Annotated in this window: 20 protein-coding genes; 13 read left to right on the forward strand and 7 right to left on the reverse strand. The window is 61.5% G+C overall.

The features are described 5' to 3' along the window. The first annotated feature begins 429 nt into the window (after positions 1-429). The 7 genes from V8G57_RS16015 to V8G57_RS16045 all read left to right on the forward strand — a co-directional run bounded on the left by V8G57_RS16015 (position 430) and on the right by V8G57_RS16045 (position 10066). Positions 430-1821 carry an L-serine ammonia-lyase gene (locus V8G57_RS16015; protein ID WP_092398194.1) on the forward strand — a complete coding sequence of 464 codons (1392 nt, stop codon included), beginning with the start codon at positions 430-432 and terminating at the stop codon, positions 1819-1821. A 45-nt stretch (positions 1822-1866) separates the two neighbouring features. Then, entirely contained in the window at positions 1867-3111 is a 1245-nt protein-coding gene (locus tag V8G57_RS16020) for a sarcosine oxidase subunit beta family protein (RefSeq protein ID WP_342830215.1), read from the forward strand. Between the two features lie 27 nt (positions 3112-3138). Further along, positions 3139-3423 carry a sarcosine oxidase subunit delta gene (locus V8G57_RS16025; protein ID WP_061541023.1) on the forward strand — a complete coding sequence of 95 codons (285 nt, stop codon included), beginning with the start codon at positions 3139-3141 and terminating at the stop codon, positions 3421-3423. Continuing rightward, the gene (locus V8G57_RS16030) at positions 3420-6425 is read left to right on the forward strand and encodes a sarcosine oxidase subunit alpha family protein (protein WP_342830216.1); all 3006 of its coding nucleotides are present in this window, start codon (positions 3420-3422) and stop codon (positions 6423-6425) included. The genes V8G57_RS16025 and V8G57_RS16030 overlap by 4 nt, the downstream gene beginning before the upstream one ends. After that, the gene (locus tag V8G57_RS16035; protein ID WP_342830217.1) at positions 6415-7023 is read left to right on the forward strand and encodes a sarcosine oxidase subunit gamma; all 609 of its coding nucleotides are present in this window, start codon (positions 6415-6417) and stop codon (positions 7021-7023) included. Before V8G57_RS16030 ends, V8G57_RS16035 begins: the two co-directional genes overlap by 11 nt. Beyond that, entirely contained in the window at positions 7020-7460 is a 441-nt protein-coding gene (locus tag V8G57_RS16040) for a dihydroneopterin aldolase (RefSeq protein WP_092398204.1), read from the forward strand. The genes V8G57_RS16035 and V8G57_RS16040 overlap by 4 nt, the downstream gene beginning before the upstream one ends. A 296-nt stretch (positions 7461-7756) precedes the next feature. After that, a complete protein-coding gene (locus V8G57_RS16045; protein ID WP_092398206.1) occupies positions 7757-10066 on the forward strand; it encodes an NADP-dependent malic enzyme in 2310 nt (769 codons plus the stop codon). Positions 10067-10126: 60 nt separating this feature from the next. Here the strand turns inward: V8G57_RS16045 and V8G57_RS16050 are convergent, their stop codons facing one another. The 3 genes from V8G57_RS16050 to V8G57_RS16060 all read right to left on the reverse strand — a co-directional run bounded on the left by V8G57_RS16050 (position 10127) and on the right by V8G57_RS16060 (position 11534). Further along, positions 10127-10405, reverse strand: coding sequence for a TFIIB-type zinc ribbon-containing protein (locus V8G57_RS16050; RefSeq protein ID WP_342830218.1), 279 nt, complete (start codon positions 10403-10405; stop codon positions 10127-10129). Positions 10406-10467: 62 nt separating this feature from the next. Beyond that, complete coding sequence (locus V8G57_RS16055; protein WP_425458290.1) at positions 10468-11154, reverse strand: Bax inhibitor-1/YccA family protein; 687 nt, start codon at positions 11152-11154, stop codon at positions 10468-10470. 17 nt (positions 11155-11171) lie between these two features. Continuing rightward, positions 11172-11534, reverse strand: coding sequence for an HPF/RaiA family ribosome-associated protein (locus tag V8G57_RS16060; protein WP_092398210.1), 363 nt, complete (start codon positions 11532-11534; stop codon positions 11172-11174). 98 nt (positions 11535-11632) lie between these two features. On the opposite strand from V8G57_RS16060, the gene nhaR reads away from it, so the two are divergent. Beyond that, on the forward strand, positions 11633-12553 hold the full coding sequence (gene nhaR / locus V8G57_RS16065; protein WP_342830219.1) for a transcriptional activator NhaR: 921 nt from the start codon (positions 11633-11635) through the stop codon (positions 12551-12553). A gap of 1 nt (position 12554) precedes the next feature. Here nhaR and V8G57_RS16070 read toward each other — a convergent pair whose 3' ends face one another. After that, positions 12555-13568: an AraC family transcriptional regulator gene (locus V8G57_RS16070; protein ID WP_342830220.1), complete on the reverse strand. Its 1014-nt coding sequence runs from the start codon at positions 13566-13568 to the stop codon at positions 12555-12557. A 160-nt stretch (positions 13569-13728) separates the two neighbouring features. On the opposite strand from V8G57_RS16070, the gene V8G57_RS16075 reads away from it, so the two are divergent. Next, positions 13729-15402, forward strand: coding sequence for an AMP-binding protein (locus V8G57_RS16075; RefSeq protein WP_342830221.1), 1674 nt, complete (start codon positions 13729-13731; stop codon positions 15400-15402). Positions 15403-15423: 21 nt separating this feature from the next. Beyond that, positions 15424-16191: an SDR family NAD(P)-dependent oxidoreductase gene (locus tag V8G57_RS16080; protein ID WP_092398216.1), complete on the forward strand. Its 768-nt coding sequence runs from the start codon at positions 15424-15426 to the stop codon at positions 16189-16191. 46 nt (positions 16192-16237) lie between these two features. On the opposite strand, the gene V8G57_RS16085 is transcribed toward V8G57_RS16080, so the two are convergent. Continuing rightward, complete coding sequence (locus tag V8G57_RS16085) at positions 16238-16702, reverse strand: thioredoxin family protein (protein ID WP_217647599.1); 465 nt, start codon at positions 16700-16702, stop codon at positions 16238-16240. A gap of 189 nt (positions 16703-16891) precedes the next feature. On the opposite strand from V8G57_RS16085, the gene V8G57_RS16090 reads away from it, so the two are divergent. Together V8G57_RS16090 and lolD are read left to right on the forward strand one after the other, a co-directional pair. Next, positions 16892-18157, forward strand: coding sequence for a lipoprotein-releasing ABC transporter permease subunit (locus V8G57_RS16090; protein WP_342830222.1), 1266 nt, complete (start codon positions 16892-16894; stop codon positions 18155-18157). Further along, on the forward strand, positions 18150-18848 hold the full coding sequence (gene lolD / locus V8G57_RS16095) for a lipoprotein-releasing ABC transporter ATP-binding protein LolD (protein WP_342830223.1): 699 nt from the start codon (positions 18150-18152) through the stop codon (positions 18846-18848). The genes V8G57_RS16090 and lolD overlap by 8 nt, the downstream gene beginning before the upstream one ends. A 19-nt stretch (positions 18849-18867) precedes the next feature. Here the strand turns inward: lolD and V8G57_RS16100 are convergent, their stop codons facing one another. Both V8G57_RS16100 and V8G57_RS16105 read right to left on the reverse strand, forming a co-directional pair. Next, positions 18868-19761 carry a YihY/virulence factor BrkB family protein gene (locus tag V8G57_RS16100; RefSeq protein ID WP_092398222.1) on the reverse strand — a complete coding sequence of 298 codons (894 nt, stop codon included), beginning with the start codon at positions 19759-19761 and terminating at the stop codon, positions 18868-18870. Positions 19762-19781: 20 nt separating this feature from the next. Beyond that, on the reverse strand, positions 19782-20279 hold the full coding sequence (locus V8G57_RS16105) for an outer membrane protein assembly factor BamE (protein WP_092398224.1): 498 nt from the start codon (positions 20277-20279) through the stop codon (positions 19782-19784). 165 nt (positions 20280-20444) lie between these two features. Between V8G57_RS16105 and rpsO the strand changes: the two genes are divergently transcribed. Beyond that, complete coding sequence (gene rpsO / locus V8G57_RS16110) at positions 20445-20714, forward strand: 30S ribosomal protein S15 (protein WP_014007042.1); 270 nt, start codon at positions 20445-20447, stop codon at positions 20712-20714. Positions 20715-20933: the final 219 nt, after the last annotated feature.

Raw genomic sequence — 20933 nt, forward strand, 5'->3', positions numbered from 1 at the left:
AAGGGGATTGCCATCTTACCCGGATTCGGCATGCCGGCTGAACATGTCTAATTGGTAATATTCCGGGATTCGGCTTATGCCCTACAAGAAAATGTCATCGCGCCGCACCCGTGACTTGGCCGTAAAATTAAATATTGTCGTGCTTGTCGGAAAAGGACAAACACTTGTCAGCTACGGAAAATAGGCCGGCCTGTGCAAGGACAAAATGATGCCAAGGAATAGCACTGCAACCGATTGCCGATTGAGGCTTGAATTGTGGCTTGAATTGTGGCTTGAAGCGAAGCCCGGATCGGGGCTGTTGCGCTGTACCCTGGCGTTGTCGTGTCTCGTGCGCTGCTTGCCGTTTGCCGGGAAAAATACTTCAACCCACCCAGGAGTTGTCATGAACGTTAGCACCATGTTTTGCCAGTGTTTCCAATCGGGTTCCCTATGAACATCAGCACATTCGATTTATTCAAGGTCGGCATCGGCCCCTCCAGTTCGCATACGGTGGGACCGATGATTGCCGCCAATCGGTTTGCTGCGCATTTGCACGATAGCGGCCTGCTCGATGCGGTGCATGCGGTCAGGGTCGAGCTATACGGTTCGCTGGGCGCGACCGGCAAGGGCCACGGCAGCGACAAGGCAGTGCTGCTTGGACTGGAAGGTAACCTGCCGGACAACATCGACCCGGACCACGTCGAGCCGCGCCTGGCGGAAATCCGCAGCACCAGGAAACTGCTGTTGAACGGCAGCCATCCGATTGGCTGCGTGGAGAAAGAGCATGTGCTGTTTTTCCGCCGCGAAGCCTTGCCGCAACATCCGAACGGCATGCGTTTTGTCGCCCTGGATGCTGCCGGCAGCGTGATCGCGGAAAAGGAATACTACTCGGTCGGCGGCGGTTTCGTGGTCAGCAAGGAAGGCCAGCGCGTCAACCTGGTGCAGGCGGGCAGCGTGCAAAGCGAAGGCGAGCTGCCGTATCCGTTCCATTCCGGCGACGAGCTGTTGCGCATGTGCGCTGAAAGCGGCCTGACGATTGCCGCGCTGATGATGGAAAACGAAAAGCATTGGCGTTCGGCGGAAGAAGTGCGGACCAAGCTGCTCGGCATCTGGGACGTGATGGCGGCGGCGGTCAAGCGCGGCTGTTCGATAGACGGTGAATTGCCGGGCCCGATGCGGGTCAAGCGCCGCGCTTCCGAACTGTACCGGCAGCTGAAGGAGCGTTCCGAGGAATCGTTCACGGATCCTTTGTCCATGCTGGACTGGGTCAACCTGTATGCGATGGCGGTGAATGAAGAAAACGCCGCGGGCGGGCGGATCGTCACCGCGCCCACCAACGGCGCGGCGGGCGTATTGCCGGCGGTGCTGCATTACTACACCAAGTTCATTCCCGGTTCGAATAAAGACGGGATCATGACCTTCATGCTGACGGCTGCAGCGATCGGCCTGATCTACAAGGAAAACGCTTCCATCTCGGGCGCTGAAGTCGGTTGCCAGGGCGAGGTCGGCGTCGCCTGTTCGATGGCAGCGGGAGCATTGGCGGCGGTCCAGGGCGGCACGCCAGAGCAGATCGAGAACGCTGCCGAAATCGGCATGGAACACAACCTCGGCATGACCTGCGACCCGGTCGGCGGCCTGGTGCAGATTCCCTGCATAGAACGCAATGCAATGGGCGCGGTGAAGGCAATCAACGCCGCCCGCATGGCCTTGCGCGGCAACGGCAAGCATTATGTGTCGCTGGACAATGTGATCAAGACCATGATGCAGACCGGCGCCGACATGAAGACCAAATACAAAGAAACATCACGTGGCGGTTTGGCGGTAAATGTCATCGAGTGCTGAGTAGTCGGCGGCAATAAACAGCGGTTCCGGAACTTTGAGGAGTGTATGAGCAATTATTCGATATTCAGCCTGATCCGCAACGGGCTCTCCTACCATGAGAACTGGCAGCGGGCCTGGAAAAGTCCGGAACCGAAAAAGGAATACGACATTGTCATCGTCGGCGGCGGCGGCCATGGCTTGGCTACTGCCTATTACCTGGCCAAGGTGCACGGCTTGCGCAATATCGCGGTGATCGAAAAAGGCTGGATAGGCGGCGGCAACACTGCCCGCAACACCACCATCGTGCGCTCGAACTACCTGTGGGACGAGTCGGCCATGCTGTATGAAAAAGCCATGCAGCTGTGGGAAGGCTTGTCGCAGGACCTGAACTACAACGTCATGTTCAGCCAGCGCGGCGTGATGAACCTGGCGCATACCCTGCAGGACGTGCGCGATACCGACCGCCGCATCAACGCCAACCGCCTCAACGGCGTCGACGCCGAATGGCTGACGCCGGCGCAGGTCAAGGAAATCGTGCCGATCATTAACCTGAACAGCCACTATCCGGTGCTGGGCGCTTCGTTCCAGCGGCGCGGCGGGGTGGCGCGGCACGATGCGGTGGCATGGGGCTTTGCGCGCGGCGCCGATGAGCGCGGCGTGGATATCTTGCAGAATTGCGGCGTCACCGGGATCCGGCGCGAGAATGGCGCGGTGACCGGGGTGGATACCGTCAAAGGTTTCATCAAGGCGAAGAAAGTAGCGGTAGTCGCCGCCGGCCATTCCAGCGTGCTGGCGGCGATGGCGGGCATCCGCCTGCCGCTGGAGAGCCATCCGTTGCAGGCGCTGGTGTCGGAACCGATCAAGCCGATCATCGATACGGTGGTGATGTCGAATGCGGTGCACGCCTACATCAGCCAGTCCGACAAGGGCGACCTGGTGATCGGCGCCGGCGTCGACCAGTACACCGGCTACGGCCAGCGCGGCAGCTACCACGTGATCGAAGGCACGCTGCAGGCGATCGTTGAAATGTTCCCGGTGCTGAGCCGGGTCCGCATGAACCGGCAGTGGGGCGGCATCGTCGATGTTTCGCCGGACGCTTGCCCGATCATTTCCAAGACTCCGGTCAAGGGTTTGTACTTCAACTGCGGCTGGGGCACCGGCGGCTTCAAGGCTACGCCTGGCTCGGGCTGGGTGTTCGCCCACACGATTGCCAACGATAATCCGCACCCCTTGAACGCACCGTTTGCGCTGGACCGTTTCTACAGCGGCCACCTGATCGACGAACACGGCGCCGCCGCCGTCGCCCACTAATTTCCGCCATCTGCCTGGAGATCCATCATGTTATTGATTACCTGCCCTTGGTGCGGGCCGCGCGCCGAGAGTGAATTCCATTGCGGCGGCGAAGCCGACATCGCGCGTCCGCTGGACACCGAAAACATCAGCGACGAAGCCTGGGGCGACTATCTGTTCATGCGCAAGAATCCGCGCGGCGTGCACCGCGAGCAGTGGCTGCACAGCCATGGCTGCCGGCGCTGGTTCATGGCTGAGCGCGACACCGTCACTTACGAATTCCTCGGCTACAGCAAGTTCGGCGAAAAGACTGAAACAGGGAGCGCAACATGAGCAACCGCCAAACGCATCGACTGCAGAGCGGCGGCCGCATAGACCGCGGCGCGGCGCTCAGCTTTACCTTCAACGGCAAGAGTTACCAGGGTTTCCAGGGCGATACGCTGGCCTCGGCGCTGCTGGCGAACGGCGTGCATTTTGTGGCGCGCAGCTGGAAATACCATCGTCCGCGCGGCATCGTCACCGCCGGCGTGGAAGAACCAAATGCGCTGGTGCAGCTGGAAACCGGCGCTTACACGGTGCCCAACGCCCGCGCCACCGAAATCGAGCTGTACCAGGGCTTGAGCGCGGCCAGCGTCAACGCCAGCCCCAGCATCGAGAACGACCGGATGGCGGTGAACCAGCTGTTTGCCCGCTTCATCCCTGCCGGTTTCTATTACAAGACATTCAAGTGGCCGCGCAGCTGGTGGGGCAAGTACGAAGAAGTGATACGGGAAGCGGCCGGCTTCGGCAAGGCGCCGACCGAGCTCGATCCTGACCGCTACGAAAAGACCTACGCGCATTGCGATGTGCTGGTTGCAGGCGCCGGTCCGGCCGGCCTGGCGGCGGCATGGGTGGCTGCCAGCTCTGGCGCGCGGGTGGTGCTGGTCGACGACCAGTCGGAACTGGGCGGCAGCCTGCTGTCCGGGCCGGCCGTGATCGACGGTTTGCCTGCCGCCGAGTGGGTGGCAAAGATCAGCGCCGACCTGAGGCGTTTGCCGGAAGTGACGATCTTGTCGCGCAGCACGGTATTCGGCTACCAGGACCACAACCTGCTGACCGTGACCCAGCGCCTGAGCGAGCATTTGCCGCTGGCGGCGCGCGGCCCGGTGCGCGAGCGCCTGTGGAAAGTGCGCGCCAAGCACGTGATACTGGCTACCGGCGCCCATGAGCGGCCGATCGTGTTTGGCAACAACGACCTGCCAGGCATCATGCTGGCGTCGGCGGTATCGACCTATATCCACCGCTATGGCGTGCTGCCGGGGCGCAAGGCAGTGATCTTCACCAATAACGACGATGCTTACCAGACCGCGCTGGACCTGAAGGCCAACGGCGCCGAAGTGACCGTGGTCGATCCGCGCCCGGCTGGCAGCAGCAGCTTGCCGGCTGCCGCCAGGCGGCATGGCGTCAACATCATCAACGACGCCGTGGTGGTGGCTGCCAGCGGCGGCCGCCATGTCAAGCTGGTGGAGGTGGCGCGTCACCAGGATGGTGTGCCGGGACAGTTCATCACCTCGGTTTCCTGCGACCTGCTGGGCGTGTCGGGCGGCTGGAATCCGGTGATCCACCTGTTTGCCCAGTCCGGCGGCAAGGCCCATTGGAGTAACGAGAAGGCCTGTTTTGTGCCGGGCTCGGCGATGCAAAAGGAAACCAGCGCGGGCGCCGCCAACGGCGATTTCAGCCTCGGCGGCGCCTTGCGCGACGGCGCTCTGGCGGCCCGGCAAGCGATCCTTGCAGCCGGCCTGAAGCCGGTGGCGCTGCCTAACTGGAAAGTGGCTGAGCTGTCCGAAGCCGCCATCTTGCCCTTGTGGCTGGTGGGCGACCGCAAGCAGGTGGGGCGCGGCCCCAAGCAGTTCGTCGATTACCAGAACGACGTTTCGGCGGCGGACATCTACCTGGCGGCGCGCGAGGGCTACCACTCGGTGGAACACGTCAAGCGGTACACCGCGCTCGGCTTCGGCACCGACCAGGGCAAGCTCGGCAATATCAACGGCATGGCGATCCTGGCTGAAGTGCTGGGCAAGACCATCCCGGAAACCGGCACCACCACCTTCCGCCCGAATTACACGCCGGTGACCTTCGGCACCGTGGCCGGGCGCGAACTGGGCGAGTTCCTGACGCCGATCCGCAAGACCTGCATCCATCCCTGGCACCAGGAGCAGGGCGCCTTGTTTGAAGATGTCGGCAACTGGAAACGGCCATGGTATTACCCGCGCGGCAAGGAAGACCTGCACGCCGCGGTGGCGCGCGAATGCCTGGCGGCGCGCAACAGCGTCGGCATCCTGGATGCTTCGACCCTGGGCAAGATCGATGTGCAGGGGCCGGATGCGGTGACCTTGCTGAACTGGATCTACACCAATCCGTGGAACAAGCTGGAAGTCGGCAAATGCCGCTACGGCCTGATGCTGGATGAAAACGGCATGGTGTTCGACGACGGCGTCACGGTGCGCCTGGGCGAACAGCATTTCCTGATGAGCACCACGACCGGCGGCGCGGCGCGCGTGCTGGATTGGATGGAGCGTTGGCTGCAGACCGAATGGCCGCACCTGAAGGTCAACCTGACTTCCGTGACCGACCACTTCGCGACGTTTGCGGTGGTGGGGCCGAATGCCCGGCGCGTGCTGCAGAAAGTGTGCAAGGACATTGATTTCTCGAACGAGAAATTCCCGTTCATGTCGTTCCGCGAAGGCAGCATCAACAGCGTGTTCACCCGCATCATGCGCATCAGCTTTTCCGGCGAACTGTCGTATGAGGTCAACGTGCCGGCCAACATGGGGCGCGCGATCTGGGATGCGATCATCGAAGCCGGCCAGGAATTCGATATCACGCCTTACGGCACCGAGACCATGCACGTGCTGCGGGCAGAGAAGGGCTACATCATCGTCGGCCAGGATACCGATGGCTCGGTGACGCCATTCGACCTCGGCATGGGCGGCCTGGTCGCCAAATCCAAGGATTTCCTCGGCAAGCGTTCGCTGATCCGTTCCGATACCGCGCGCGGCGACCGCAAGCAGCTGGTCGGACTGCTGAGCGATGACAAGGATGTTGTCTTGCCCGAAGGCAGCCAGATCCTGGCGGAGCCGAGCAATGAACCGGTGGCCGACATGATAGGGCACGTGACGTCCAGCTATTTCAGCCCGATCCTGCAGCGCTCGATTGCATTCGCGCTGATCAAGGGCGGCCTCGGCAAGATGGGGCAGGAAGTCAGCATTCCGCTGGCGAACGGACGCAATCTCGCGGCCAAGATCAGCAGCCTGGTGTTTTACGATGCAGAAGGAGTCCGTCAACATGTTGAATGAAACCCAGCTTTTCCAGGTGCAGCAGGAATCGCCGTTCACCGAACTGACGCAAATGCTGGCGCCGCTTGCGGCGGGCGCCAACGCAGCCGTCAGCATGGAGGAGAAACCCTTCCTTGAATTGATCAACCTCAAGGGCGGGGCGGAATCCACGGTATTGCAGAAAGCTGTCAAAAGCCTCACAGGCGCGGTTTTGCCGCTGCAGCCGAACACGGTAAGCGACAGCGAACAGTTCACCATCTACTGGCTGGCGCCCAACGAATGGCTGATCCAGTCGAAGCAGCCGCGCCTGCCGGCGCTGTGCACCGACCTGGCCGGCGCGCTGGCGGGAGAGTTTGCTTCCGTGGTGGATGTCAGCAGCGGCAACACCAGCCTGGTGCTCAGCGGAACGAAGGCGCGCGAGGTGCTGCAGAAGGGGTGTCCGCTGGATTTTCATCCGGCTGTGTTCACGCTTGGCCAATGCGCCCAGAGTCATTTCTTCAAGGCCGGCGTCTTGCTGCGGCCGCTGGCCGACGATGCGTATGAACTGGTCATCCGGCGCAGCTTCGCTGACTATTTCGGCCGTATCCTGCTCGACGCTTGCCAGGAGTATCTCCGATGAAGAATGAAAACATCGCTAGCGGCGTCCGCTGGCAGATCTTCGTCGAAGCCTTGTCGACGATCACGCGCATCGGCCTGCATCCGCATGAGCATGAAAAGCCGCAGCCGGTGGAGCTGGATATCGAGCTGTCCTACCGCACCGGCGGCGGCCAGCACGATGACGACGCCGCTTCGGTGATCGACTACGATCATTACTGCGGCGTGGTGACTGCTTTCCTGCAGGCCAAGCCGCACACCCGCCTGCTGGAGACGCTGGCGTCGGAAGTCGCCAGCCTGTCGTTCCGCGAATTCCCCATGCTGGATGAAATCCGGGTTGCGATCCACAAACCGAAGATCCGTCCCAATACCGCGCGGCTGGGCGTGGCTTCGAGCTGGACGCGCTGGAGTTATGAGACGCTGCTGATACAGCAGCCGCTGGAAAGCAGCGTCGCAGCCTGACATTGGCATGATGGCAGTAATCTTCCGATGGCAAGCCCGCATGCGCGGGCTTTTTTTATGCGGCACTGCGGAATAAGTTAGGCTGGTATTTTTCGCGGTAACGCTGCAAGTTGCCCGGGATTCGTCTACCATTTGTCATGAGCCGCACAATTCAAACCACGATCCCACGGGATAATTTCCCTTTCCAAAAAGCATCTTCCCCAGCAGAGATATCGGTCGCCGGGAAACCGCATCGATAGACATTGTGATAATGTCGCTGCCACCGAATTTTCATTAGCGTACCCAGGAGACCATCAATGAGCACCCCTACCACTCTTTCTGCGGCCGAGCAGGCCCTGCGCGACGCTGCGCTCGAGTACCATCGCAGCCCGACGCGCGGCAAGATCGCCGTGGTGCCGACCAAGCCCCTGTCGAACCAGCGCGACCTGTCGCTGGCGTATTCGCCCGGCGTCGCCTATGCCTGCCTGGCGATCCACGAAGATCCAGAGATGGCGGTGGAATACACCTCGCGCGCCAACCTGGTGGGCGTGGTCACCAACGGCACCGCGGTGCTGGGCCTGGGCGACATCGGGCCGCTGGCCGGCAAGCCGGTCATGGAAGGCAAGGGCTGCCTGTTCCACAATTTTGCCGGCATCGACGTGTTCGACATCGAACTGGCCGAGCGCGACCCGGACAAGCTGGTCGAGATCATCGCCGCGCTGGAGCCGACGCTGGGCGGCATCAACCTGGAAGACATCAAGGCGCCGGAATGTTTCTATATCGAGAAGAAGCTGCGCGAACGCATGAAGATCCCGGTCTTCCACGACGACCAGCACGGCACCGCGATCATTTCCTCGGCAGCCTTGCTGAACGGCCTGGAGCTGGTCAACAAAAAGATCGGCGAAGTCAAGCTGGTGGCTTCCGGCGCCGGCGCGGCGGCGATTGCCTGCCTCGACCTGATGGTCGAGCTGGGCGTCAAGCGTGAAAACATTTTTGTCTGCGACTCGCGCGGCGTGATCCATGACAAGCGCGAAGACAAGCTGGATGTGTCCAAGCAACGCTATCAGCAAACCACCAATGCCCGCACCCTGGCCGACGCGATTGTCGGCGCCGATGTGTTCCTCGGCTGCTCGGCGCCCGGCGTGCTGACCCAGGACATGGTCAGGGCCATGGGTTCGCAGCCCATCATCCTGGCATTGGCCAACCCGGAACCGGAAATCCGCCCGGAGCTGGCGCTGGAAGCGCGGCCGGACTGCATCATCGCCACCGGCCGTTCGGACTATCCGAACCAGGTCAACAACGTTTTGTGCTTCCCTTATATTTTCCGCGGCGCGCTCGATTGCGGCGCCACCAGCATCACGGAAGCGATGAAGGTCGCCTGCGTGCGCGAGATCGCCGACCTGACCAAGGCCGAGATCAGCGAAGAAGTGGCTTCCGCCTATGCCGGCCAGGAACTGCATTTCGGTCCTGAATACCTCATCCCGAAGCCGTTCGATTCACGCCTGATCCTGCGTATCGCGCCTGCGGTCGCCCGCGCCGCCGAAGAGTCGGGCGTGGCGACGCGTCCGATCAAGGACATGGAGGCTTATCGCCAGTCGCTGATGCGTTTCGTCAGCCATACCGGCATGTTCATGCGTCCGGTGTTCGTCGCGGCGCGCGGCGAGCCGCAGCGTATCGTCTACGCTGAGGGCGAGGATGAGCGCGTATTGCGCGCGGTGCAGATCGCGCTCGAAGAAAAGCTGGTGCGGCCGATCCTGATCGGCCGTCCGGCGGTGATCGAGGCACGCATCAAGCGCGCCGGCTTGCGTTTGCAGGCAGGGCGCGATTTCGAGCTGATCAATCCGGAAGACGATGTGCGTTTCCGCCAGTACTGGGAAACCTACCACGAGATCAAGGCGCGCGACGGCGTTACGCCGGAGATGGCGAAATCGACGCTGCGCCGTTCGAACACCACCATCGCCTCGCTGCTGGTCAAGCTGGGCGACGCCGACGGCATGCTGTGCGGCCTGGTCGGGCGTTTCGACAACCACCTGGAACATGTGAGCGACATCATCGGCCTGCGTGACGGCGCCAAGTGCTTCGCTACCATGAACGGCCTGGTGCTGGACAAGCACACCTTGTTCATCGCCGACACTTTCGTCAACGACGATCCGGACGCCGAGCAGCTGGCCGATATCGCGGCGATGGCGGTGGAAGAGGTGCGGCGTTTCGGCGTGCCGCCCAAGGTGGCGTTCCTGTCGCATTCGATGTTCGGTTCCAGCACGCGGCCGTCGGCCAAGAAAATGCGCGCCGCGCGCGACCTGTTCGTCAAGCGCATGCCGGACGTCGAAGCCGATGGCGAGATGCACGGCGATGCAGCCTTGAGCGCGGAGGTGAGGGCGCAGTTCCTGCCGAAATCCACGCTCAGCGGCGATGCCAATGTGCTGGTGACGCCGAACCTGGACGCCGCCAATATCCTGTTCAATGTGCTGAAGATGACCGGCGGCCAGGGCGTTACAGTGGGGCCGGTATTGCTGGGCGCCGCGGCGCCGGTGCACATCCTGAATCCGTCGGCGACTGTGCGGCGGGTGGTCAACATGACGGCGCTGGTGGTGGCGAACGCGATCTCTGCCAAGCAGGGAGCATAAGCTGACGGGGGACAGGATGCTTGATCCTGTCCCCCGCTCAATGCAATACCTGCAATGCTGTCAGTCGAACAGCTCTTGCCAGAAACTCTCTTTCTTCTTCGGCCGGCGGTAATCGCTGTACTGCGATCCGTGCTGCTCCTGACGATATTCGGGCTGATGCCGGACCGGAGCTGCCGGCTGCACCCTGGCGCTTGCCAGTTCATGCGTCGATTGCTGGATGATCTTGTCCAGTTCGCCGCGGTCCAGCCAGACACCGCGGCAGCCGGGACAATAATCGATTTCGATGCTCTGGCGCTCGCTCATGACGAGCTCCTTGTCTTTACATACGGGGCAATACATAGGCACTCTCCATAATATTCAAACGTAAGCCAGGCAGGTCATGCCGACCCTGCCTGCGGACGTCATTCTTTGTTGGCGAATCCCAGCAGCTGCAGCAGGCTGGTGAACAGGTTGAAAATCGAGACGAACAGGCTGACGGTAGCCATCACATAATTGGTCTCGCCGCCGCGCACGATATTGTTGGTTTCAAACAGGATCATGCCCGACATCAGCAGCACGAACACCGCGGATACGGTCAGCGACAAGGCCGGGATGCTGAAGAAGATCGCTGCCAGTCCGGCCACGAAAGCCACCAGCACGCCAACCGTCAGCATGCCGCCCATGAAGGACAGGTCGCGCTTGGTGACCAGCGCGTAGGCGGACATCCCCAGGAAAATGACGGCGGTGCCGGCCAGCGCCATCATCACCGTCAAGCCGCCGTTAGGCAGGCTCAGGTAATGGCTGACGATCGGTCCCAGGGTGTAGCCCATGAAGCCGGTCAGGGCGAACACCAGCCCCACGCCGAGCCCCTGGTCACGGTATTTGGTCACCAGGAACAGCAAGCCGAAATAGCCGATCAGGGTAATGATGATGCCGGGCGCGGGCAGGCTGAACGCTATCGAGGCGCCGGCGACGATGGCGCTGAAGCCCAGGCACAGCGACAGCAGCAGGTAGGTGTTGCGCAGGACCTTGCGCGCAGCGCCGTCCATCACCGTGGTGGCGGCATGCCTGGCGCTGCTGTTTCTGAGAGTGTTGTAACGGTTGTTCATGATGGTCTTTCGTCAAATTAGATAAGAGCTGGTTCGCTGACCGGCACCGTGTATCTGGTATGCCGGATCGATTTGGCGCGCGACAGCAGGCGGTCGATGGCTTGTGCGGCGCGATGCGCGGCCTGGTCGACCATGGCCGCGACATCGTTTCCTTTTTCGGTGATCACCACGGTCGGCAGGCCGGGCAAGGTCAGCTGGATCTGGCAATGCTTGTCGATGCCGCCCTTGGGGCCGTTCTGGTCGCTGATGCGCACTTTCATTGCCTGGATGCTGTATTGCCTCCTGTCGAGCGCCAGGCTCAAGCGACGGATAACGTACTCGCGCAGCCTGCGGCTGAGTTTTACACCTTTGGTAGCGACGATGGCGATAGTCGGTTTCATCAAAGACTCCAGTTCGTTTCAGGAGAAATCATCATATAGCCGCGACATGAACTTAAAAAGCGAAGATAATCGAAGAATTACTTCGGAAAAACGGAACAATGAAGACATCGGGACTGAATTTCCGCCACCTGCATTATTTCTGGGTGGTGGCCAAGGAGGGCAGCGTCACGCGCGCCGCCGAACGGCTGGGACTGGCGGTGCAAACCGTCAGCGCCCAGCTGTCGCTGCTGGAGCAGGCGATAGGAAAGTCGCTGCTGGCGCCGCAGGGGCGGCGGCTGGTATTGACCGAAGCGGGACGCCTGGCGCTGGGCTACGCCGACCAGATCTTCCTGCTGGGCGAACAGATGCAGGAGGCGCTTGCCGCCGTCGAAGACGAACCTACCTTGCGGCTGGCGGTCGGCATTTCGGATTCGCTGCCGAAACTGATCTCGTCGCGCCTGCTGGAAGCCGCGCTGCGCCTGCCGCAACGGGTCAAGCTGGTGTGTTTCGAGGACAAGTTCGAGTCGCTGCTGGGCGACCTCACCATGCACAAACTGGATGTGGTGCTGACTGACCGGCCGGCGCCGTCCGGCGCGGCATTACGTGTGTTCAGCCATCTGCTCGGCGAAAGCGACATCGCGCTGTTTGGCAGCAAGGAGCTGGCCAAGCGTTACCGCGCAGGATTCCCGGCCAGCCTGAGCGGCGCGCCCTTGCTGCTGCCGACCCGCAACAACGTGATCCGCGGCCGCATCGACCATTGGTTCGAGACGCATGAACTGCGGCCGGACGTGGTCGGCGAATTCGATGACAATGCGTTGCTGAACACCTTCGGCCGCAACGGCCTGGGCCTGTTTCCGGCGCCGTCGGCGCTCGCCGTAGACGTCGAGGAACAGTTCGGCGCGGTGCTGATCGGCGAGCTGGACCAGGTGCATGAGCAGTTCTATGCGGTGTCGAATGAGCGCAAGATCAAGCATCCGGCGGTGGAGGCGATTCTGTCGGCGATACACGGCAGGGTGTTCACCCCGGTCAAGCGTAAATGAGCTAGGCCTCTGACAAGGCGCGCCGGTGCTCGCCGGGGCTGCTTCCTGTCCATTTCTTGAAGGCTCGGTGGAAGGCGCTGGAATCGGCAAAACCAAGGCTGATGGCTATCTCTTCTATGCTCCTGGCTGAGCCGCTCAGGTAATTGATCGCCAGGTCGCGCCGCAGGTTGTCCTTGATCGCCTGGTACGATTGCCCCTCCTGGCTAAGCTTGCGGCGCAGGGTCGAAGCCGGCGTGTTCAGCTGTCTCGACAGGCTGTCGAAATCCGACCATTCCGTCAGCGGCAGCTGGCGCAGCCGGCGGCGGATGGTCGCCGCCAGGCTGTCGTGGTTGCTGTATTTCACCAGCAGGTTGCCGGGCGCTTCGCGCAGGAAAGGCTGCAGCGTGCGCTGGTTCTGCACGATCGGCAAAGCCAGGCAGGCGGCGTCAAAGGTGATGCTGGTTTGCGGCTGGCTGAAACGCGCCTGGTCGCAAAAGCGGATCTTGTAGTCCAGGCTGGCCAGCGGTTCCTCGCAGCGGAAGTCCGCCGACAGCAGCTGGATGCGGCGTCCGATCAGCCAGCTGCCGATGCCGTGCACGATCATCAGGAAGGTGCCGTAGGCGAACATGCGGCGCGGGTGGCCGCTGTCGCTGATGGCGATGCGCGCCAGGCCGTCTTGTTCGGTGAGGGTGGCTGACATGTCGTCCAGCACCAGACGCAGGAAAACCAGCATGCGTTCAAGGGCCTTGCCGAGATTGGCGCTGTGCAGGGCGCTGCGGCACAGCATGTTGAAGCTGCCGACCCGCATCGGATGGCTGTCCATGCCGAAGAATTCATCGTCCATGGCATGCGCGATCAGGTACCACAGCCGGCCGTAGTTGGCGGCGGCGACCCGGGCGTGCGGTTCGTGCAGCCAGCGCGGCGCGATGCCGGCCTCGAGCAGCAGCGATTCGGTATCCATGCCGCGCTGGCGCATGCTGTGCAGCGCTTCATCGACGAAGCTGATGGCGATCGTACCCTTTTCCCACTCTTCCATAAGTCCATTTGCCTCAGTATTGCAATTCCGATCAAACCCGCTGATCGCTTTTGACATGGCTGCCAGCCACTAAATATTCTAGACTTGATTGCAGCAATTCTATTTCTGACAACAACAAGAGCCGATTAAGCCTGCCATTTTAGGTTAGAGGAGAACACTCATGCCATCTGCTTTTCCAGGCGATGCTGCAACTGCGCACGCCAGCATTCCTGAATATGCCAAGTTTTATGCGGATTTCAATGTCGACAGCATTGCCGCCGAACTGTCCGGCAGCCTGCAGAGCGGCATCAACGCCTGTGTCGAGTGCTGCGATCGCCATGCCGTGCCGGGCCGCATCGCGTTGCTGTGGGAAGGCAAGGATGGCCGCAGCGCCAGCTATACCTTCGCCCAGCTCAAGGAATTGTCGGGTCGTTTTGCCAATTTCCTGAAAGAACGGGGCGTCCAGCCCGGCGACCGCGTCGCCGGATTGCTGCCGCGCACGCCGGAACTGCTGGTTGCGATCCTCGGCACCTGGCGTGCCGGCGCGGTATACCAGCCCTTGTTTACCGCTTTCGGCTCGAAATCGATTGAATACCGGGTGGCCGCCAGCGAAGCCAAGCTGATCGTGACCGACGCCGATAACCGCCATAAGCTGGAGGAAGTGCCGGATTGCCCGCCCATCATGACCGTAGCCGATGAAACGGCGGCCGGCGATTTCAATTTCCGGGCCGAGATGGCGCGCCAGCCGGCCGAGTTTGCGCCGGTGATGCGCAAGGCTGACGACGCTTTCATCATGCTGTTCACCTCCGGCACCACCGGGCCGGCCAAAGGCGTTGCGGTGCCGCTGCGGGCGATGCTGGCGTTCTACGTCTACACCCGCTACGCGATGGATGTGCAGCCGGAAGACGCTTTCTGGAATATCGCCGATCCCGGCTGGGCCTATGGCTTGTACTACTGCGTGACGGGGCCGATGCTGATGGGGCACGCGATTACCTTCTATGAGGGTTCGTTCACGGTAGAAAGCACCTACCGCATCATCGACAAATACAAGATTACCAATCTCGCCGGTTCGCCCACCGCGTACCGGCTGCTGATCGCCGGCGGCGCCGAAGCGGCGGCGCCGGCCAAGGGCCGGCTGCGCGTTGTCAGCAGCGCTGGGGAACCGCTGAATCCCGAAGTGATCCGCTGGTTCGGCGAACACCTTGCCTGTCCGATCAACGACCACTATGGGCAGACCGAAACCGGCATGGTGCTGTGCAACCACCATGGCTTGCGGCACGAAGTGCACATGGGTTCGGCCGGCCTCGCCATGCCCGGTTACCGGCTGGCAGTGCTGGACGACGATGAAAACGAACTGGGAGTGGGCCAGCCAGGCGTGCTGGCGGTGGACCGCCGGCATTCCCCGGTGTACTGGTTCCAGGGTTATTGGCAGCAGGATGCCGCCGATAACGAGGGCCGCTATTACGTCACCGGCGATACGGTCGAGAAAAACCAGGATGGCAGCATCAGCTTTATCGGGCGCGGCGACGATATCATTACCTCTTCCGGTTACCGCATCGGGCCTTTCGATGTCGAAAGCGCATTGCTGGAGCACGCGGCGGTAGTGGAAGCGGCGGTGGTCGGCAAGCCCGATCCCGAGCGCACTGAACTGGTCAAGGCTTTTGTCGTCTTAAGCAAGGACTACCAGGCCAGCGCGGAACTGGTGGCCGAGCTGCAGCAATACGTCAAGCATCGGCTGGCGGCGCATTCCTATCCGCGCGAAATCGAATTTTTAACTGTACTGCCCAAAACGCCGAGCGGCAAACTGCAGCGCTTCATCTTGCGCAACCAGGAAATCGCCAAGGCTAAAATCTAAAGAAGAAAAGAAGAGAAAACCATGCAAATCGAAAATAACGTATTCCTGATCAGCGGCGGCGGTTCCGGCCTGGGTGCGGCTACCGCCGCCATGCTGGTGCAGGGCGGCGCCAAGGTGGTGATCGCCGACATCAACCAGGAAGCCGGCGCCGCGCTGGCGACGCAGCTGGGCGCCAACGCCCGTTTCGTGGCGACCGATGTGTGCAGCGAAGCCAGCGCCGCGGAAGCTGTCAGCACGGCGCTCACCGTGTTCGGCGGCTTGCACGGCCTGGTCAGCTGCGCAGGCGTGGCGCCGGCCAAGCGCATCGTCGGCAAGGAAGGGCCGCATGCCCTGGAAGATTTTGCGCGGGTGATCCAGATCAACCTGATCGGCACGTTCAACATGATGCGGCTGGCCGCGGATGCGATGAGCAAGGGCGAGCCGAATGCCGACGGCGAGCGCGGCGTGATCATCAATACGGCTTCGGTGGCCGCCTTTGACGGCCAGATCGGCCAGGCTGCCTATGCTTCGTCCAAGGGCGGGGTGGTGGCCTTGACCTTGCCGGCGGCGCGCGAACTGTCGCGCCACGGCATCCGCGTGATGACGATTGCGCCCGGCATCATGGAAACCCCGATGCTGCTCGGCATGCCGGAAGAGGTGCAGGAGGCGCTCGGAAAAATGGTGCCGTTCCCGCCGCGGCTGGGCAAGCCGGCCGAATTCTCGGCGCTGGTGAAGACCATCGTCGAGACGGTCTACCTGAACGGCGAAGTGATCCGCCTCGACGGCGGGATCCGGCTGGCGCCGAAATAACGGCGCAGTCCGGCTTGTGGGGAATGAGGGGCAGCTGGGCGCGAGCTTAGCTGCCTTGCCGTTTTACGATCTCTTTATTGAAGAAGTCATAGATGCCGTTCTCGCCCATGCGGCGGGCATCGGCCAGCTCGCCGGCCTTGGTCGAGTACAGGATCTTGTTGTCCGGGCTGAGCAGCACGGCGGCTGGAATCCCCTTCTTGATCGGGTTGCCGTAAGACTGGGCAATGTCGAGATTCTTGTCGAAATTGCCGACGTCGATTTTCACCAGCACAAATTTGCCGTCGATCAGCGATGCGCTTTTGCCATGGATCGCCTTGTCCAGTTCGCGGCAATCGGTGCACCAGTTGGCGCCGAACACCAGGATCACCTGCTTGTGGCTGGCCTGGGCCTGGCTCAACGCCTGGCTCAGGTCGGCCTTGGCGTCGGCCTTTTCATCGTAGGGCAGCGGGGCGGCGGCTACCGCCTGCGCCAATAGCAGTCCCAGGCAGAGGGCGAAGAATTTTTTCATCATGCAATCCTGTTCAGGTTGGGTATTTTACGGATACGGCCGTATGCCGAATAGTATATTTCGTTTTGGTAATTGGCGGCGCCGCCTCGATTTTGACTGAACGATAACCCGTTGCCTGGATCAGAATCAGCGGGAAAGCTCCGTGAGTTTGCCAATTTATGGCAAACTGCGGGCTGATTTCGGGAGCCTCGTTTGAGCATCTTAAAAAATTTACCGTTTGAGTGGCTGGTCGGCATCCGCTATACCCGTGCGGGCAAGCGCAGCGGCCGCAACAGTTTTATTTCCTTCATCTCGCTCATTTCGATGGCCGGCATCGCCCTCGGCGTGGCGGCGCTGATCGTGGTGCTGTCCGTGATGAACGGCTTCCAGAAAGACGTGCGCGACCGCATGCTGTCGGTGCTGGCCCATATCGAAGTGTTCGACGCTTCCGGCTCCATGCCGAACTGGGAAGAGGTCGCCCAGCAAGCATTCAAGAACAAGGAAGTGATAGGCGCGGCGCCCTATGTCGATGCGCAGGCCATGCTGGTGCGCGACAGCGTGTTGCGCGGCGTCGCGGTGCGGGGCGTGCTGCCAGCCGAAGAGCCGAAGGTGTCGGACGTGGCCAGCAAGGTCAAGCGCGGCAGCTTCAATGACCTCAAGCCGGGCGAATTCAATATTGTGCTGGGCATAGAACTGGCGCACGCTTTGAGCGTCGGCGTCGGCGACAAGGTGACGCTGATGGCGGCGCAAGGGCAGGTGACCCCGGCCGGCGTGATTCCGCGCCTGCGCCAGTTCACAGTAGCCGGGATTTTCGAGGCCGGCCATTTTGAATACGATTCGACCCTGGCCTTCATCCACCTGGAAGATGCGGAAAAGATGTTCCGCCAGGATTCGCCGTCCGGCGTGCGCCTGAAGGTCACCGACATGCTGCAGGCGCCGCAGATCGTGCAGCAGCTGGCGACCACGCTGCCGCCCAACCTGTACCTGCGCGACTGGACCCAGCAGAACAGCAACTGGTTCGCCGCGGTCAAGACCGAAAAACGCATGATGTTCATCATCCTGACCCTGATCATCGCGGTGGCCGCCTTCAATCTGGTGTCGACCCTGGTGATGACGGTGACCGACAAGCAGGCTGACATTGCGATCCTGCGCACCCTGGGCGCGTCGCCGGGCTCGATCATGAAGATCTTCATGATCCAGGGCGCACTTGTGGGCCTGGTCGGCACCGCCATCGGCGTCGGCGGCGGGGTGCTGGTGGCCCTGAATATCGACGTGATCGTGCCGTTCATCGAACGCATGCTGCATGTGCAGTTCCTGCCCAAGAGCGTGTACGTGATCACCGAATTGCCGTCAGACCTGCGCTGGCCGGATGTCTGGACCATAGGCGGGGTCGCCGTGGTGCTGGCTTTCCTGGCCACCCTGTATCCGAGCTGGTGGGCCGCCCGGGTGAAACCTGCTGAGGCATTGCGTTATGAATAATACAAATAATTCCATCGTCCTTTCCTGCCGCAACCTGGGCAAGACCTTTACCCAGGGCAGCTACTCGGTCAAGGTCTTGAACGGTATCGATATCGATGTCGCCAAGGGCGAGCAGGTCGCCATCGTCGGCGCTTCCGGCTCCGGCAAGTCAACCCTGCTGCACCTGCTGGGCGGCCTCGATGCGCCGACCGCCGGCAATGTCAGCCTGCTGGGCAAGGACTTTACGACGCTGGGCGAAAAGACGCGCGGCGACTTGCGCAATAACGCACTGGGTTTTGTTTACCAGTTCCATCATCTGCTGCCGGAGTTTTCCGCGCTGGATAACGTCGCCATGCCGTTGATGATCCGCCGCCTCAAGCGCAGCGATGCGCAGCAGCAGGCGCGCGAGATCCTGGCGCGGGTCGGTTTGGCCGAGCGGGTGATCCATGTGCCGGGCGAACTGTCCGGCGGCGAGCGCCAGCGGGTGGCGCTGGCGCGGGCGCTGGTGACCCGGCCGGCCTGCGTGCTGGCCGACGAGCCGACCGGCAACCTGGACCGGGCTACGGCGCAGATGACGTTCAACCTGATGCTGGAACTGTCGCAGACCCTCGGCACGGCATTCGTGATCGTGACCCATGACATCGAACTGGCGCGCCGCTGCGGCCGCATCCTGCGCCTGTCAGAGCGCGGGCTGGAGCCGTACCAGGACTAAGCGCCTGATGTGCAGGGAATCAGGAAGCCGGCGTCGCGAGATGGCCGGCTTCCTTGTTTTGCAGGCTGCCGAAAAACAGCGCGTACTGGCGCGTAAACTGGGCGCCGAAGAAAAAAATCTGCGCCGAATAGTAAATCCACAGCAGCAGCGCGATCACCGAGCCGGCCGCGCCATAGCTGGAGGCGACGCCGCTGTTGCCAAGGTAGATGCCGATCAGGTATTTGCCCAGCACGAACAGGGCGGCGGTGCCGATCGAGCCTATCCAGACATCGCGCCACGGCAGTTTGACCTGCGGCAGCATCTTGTAGATCGAGGCGAACAGGCTGGCGATCACGGCAAACGAAAACAGTTGCGACAGCGGCGAGACAACCACCGTCACGCTGATCCACATGCCGCCCAGGTATTTGGCCAGCAGCGCCAGCGCCGCGCTCACCACCAGCGAGGTGAGCAGCAGGAAGGCCAGCACCAGTATCAACCCGAACGACAGCAGCCGGGTGCGGACCAGGCCCACGAAACCGGAGTGGCGGGTGACGGGCACGTACCAGATCTCGTCCAGGCTATCCTTCAGTTCGGAGAATACGGTGGTGGCGCCGACCAGCAGCACCGCCACCGCGATCAGCGCCGCCAGCGGCCCCGAACGGTTGCTGTGGGCCGCCGCCAGCAGCAGCTGGATGGCGTCGGCGCCGGTCGAACCGATCAAGCCGGAGAGCTGGCCTACAATCTCGCCGCGCGCCGCCTGTTCGCCGAATACCGCGCCGGCAATCGCGATCACCAGGATCAGCATCGGCGCCATCGAAAACAGGGTGTAGAAGGCCAGCGCCGCGCCCTTGCTGCCGCAGCGCTGCTTGAACCATTCCTGCAGGGTGCCGGCCAGCATGGCCTGGATCCGTTGCCGCTCGGGAAATTTGATCATGCAGTCGCCTTTTTTGAAATTTACCGGCCGAAGCGGGAATGCTCATAACGCGGATCGGGGCCGTTTTCGAGCTTGCGCACGATGCCGCTGTCGTCGAAGTACACGGTCATCTGCGAGTTCCAGACGCCGGCTTCCTTGTAAGAGTAATTCCAGCCGTTCAGCTTGACCCGGTCGTAATAGATGGTTTCGTACGGTTTGCCGATGGTGCGCAGGACGTCGGCCTGGTTGAACTGGTTAACCTTGATGGTAGCGAATTTTTCCAGGGTCAGTACTTGCTCGTAAGAAATCAATCGATGGTCCGGGCCGATTTTCGCCATGTATGTCGCCTGGCCGAACGGGCCGCGCGAATATTCCAATAATACATCATTGCCGTCTTGATAAGATCCGGTCGGCCTTCCCAGGCGCGCCAGGACTTGCGCCTCGGGTTCGCCGGGATTGACCGGCGGCGCCAGCAGCGAGGCGCAGCCGCCGAGGCCCAGCAGCAAACCGGCCAGGAGGAGGGGAAAGGGTTGCTTCATGGTGATACTCCCAGATAAATTGTTGTTGGTGCGACGCTAAGTATTTGAATCCGCAGGATTTTTGCTATATACTGCGCGTCTGGTCAAGTTTGACCGGATTTTTTAATTGTTTGTTCACGGTGCATAGGGTTACGTACTCTGTACACCGCTTGTGAAAGGTAAAGCATGACTATCGAAAAAACAGCCAAGGCCGCTATTATCACTGATAATGCGCGCGGTCAAAACGACACCGGCTCCCCGGAAGTGCAAGTTGCGCTGCTGACAGCCCGTATCAACGACCTGAACGGTCACTTCAAAGCCCACGCCAAGGATCACCATTCCCGCCGCGGCCTGATCATGATGGTTAACCGTCGTAAAAGCCTGCTGTCCTACCTCAAGGGTAAGGATCTGAACCGTTACCGCTCGCTGATCGAAAAACTCGGCTTGCGTAAGTAATCGTAGTGCGCGGCTCATCGTCGGCCTCTGGTATTTTCAGCGGCATCCTGTTTCGATATTTCGTGACGATGTCCTTGGTCCGTCGATAAGTTGAAAAAAATGCCTGTATCAGTTTCTGATGCGGGCATTTTTGCTTTTGGCAGCAGCTTCTTTGCGGCTTATCTGCACAAGTTTCAAGAGGTTGGTACTAGGCAAGGAGACGGCAATTCATTGGCAGCA

Source organism: Collimonas rhizosphaerae (genome assembly GCF_038896935.1).
GTDB lineage: Bacteria > Pseudomonadota > Gammaproteobacteria > Burkholderiales > Burkholderiaceae_D > Collimonas > Collimonas rhizosphaerae.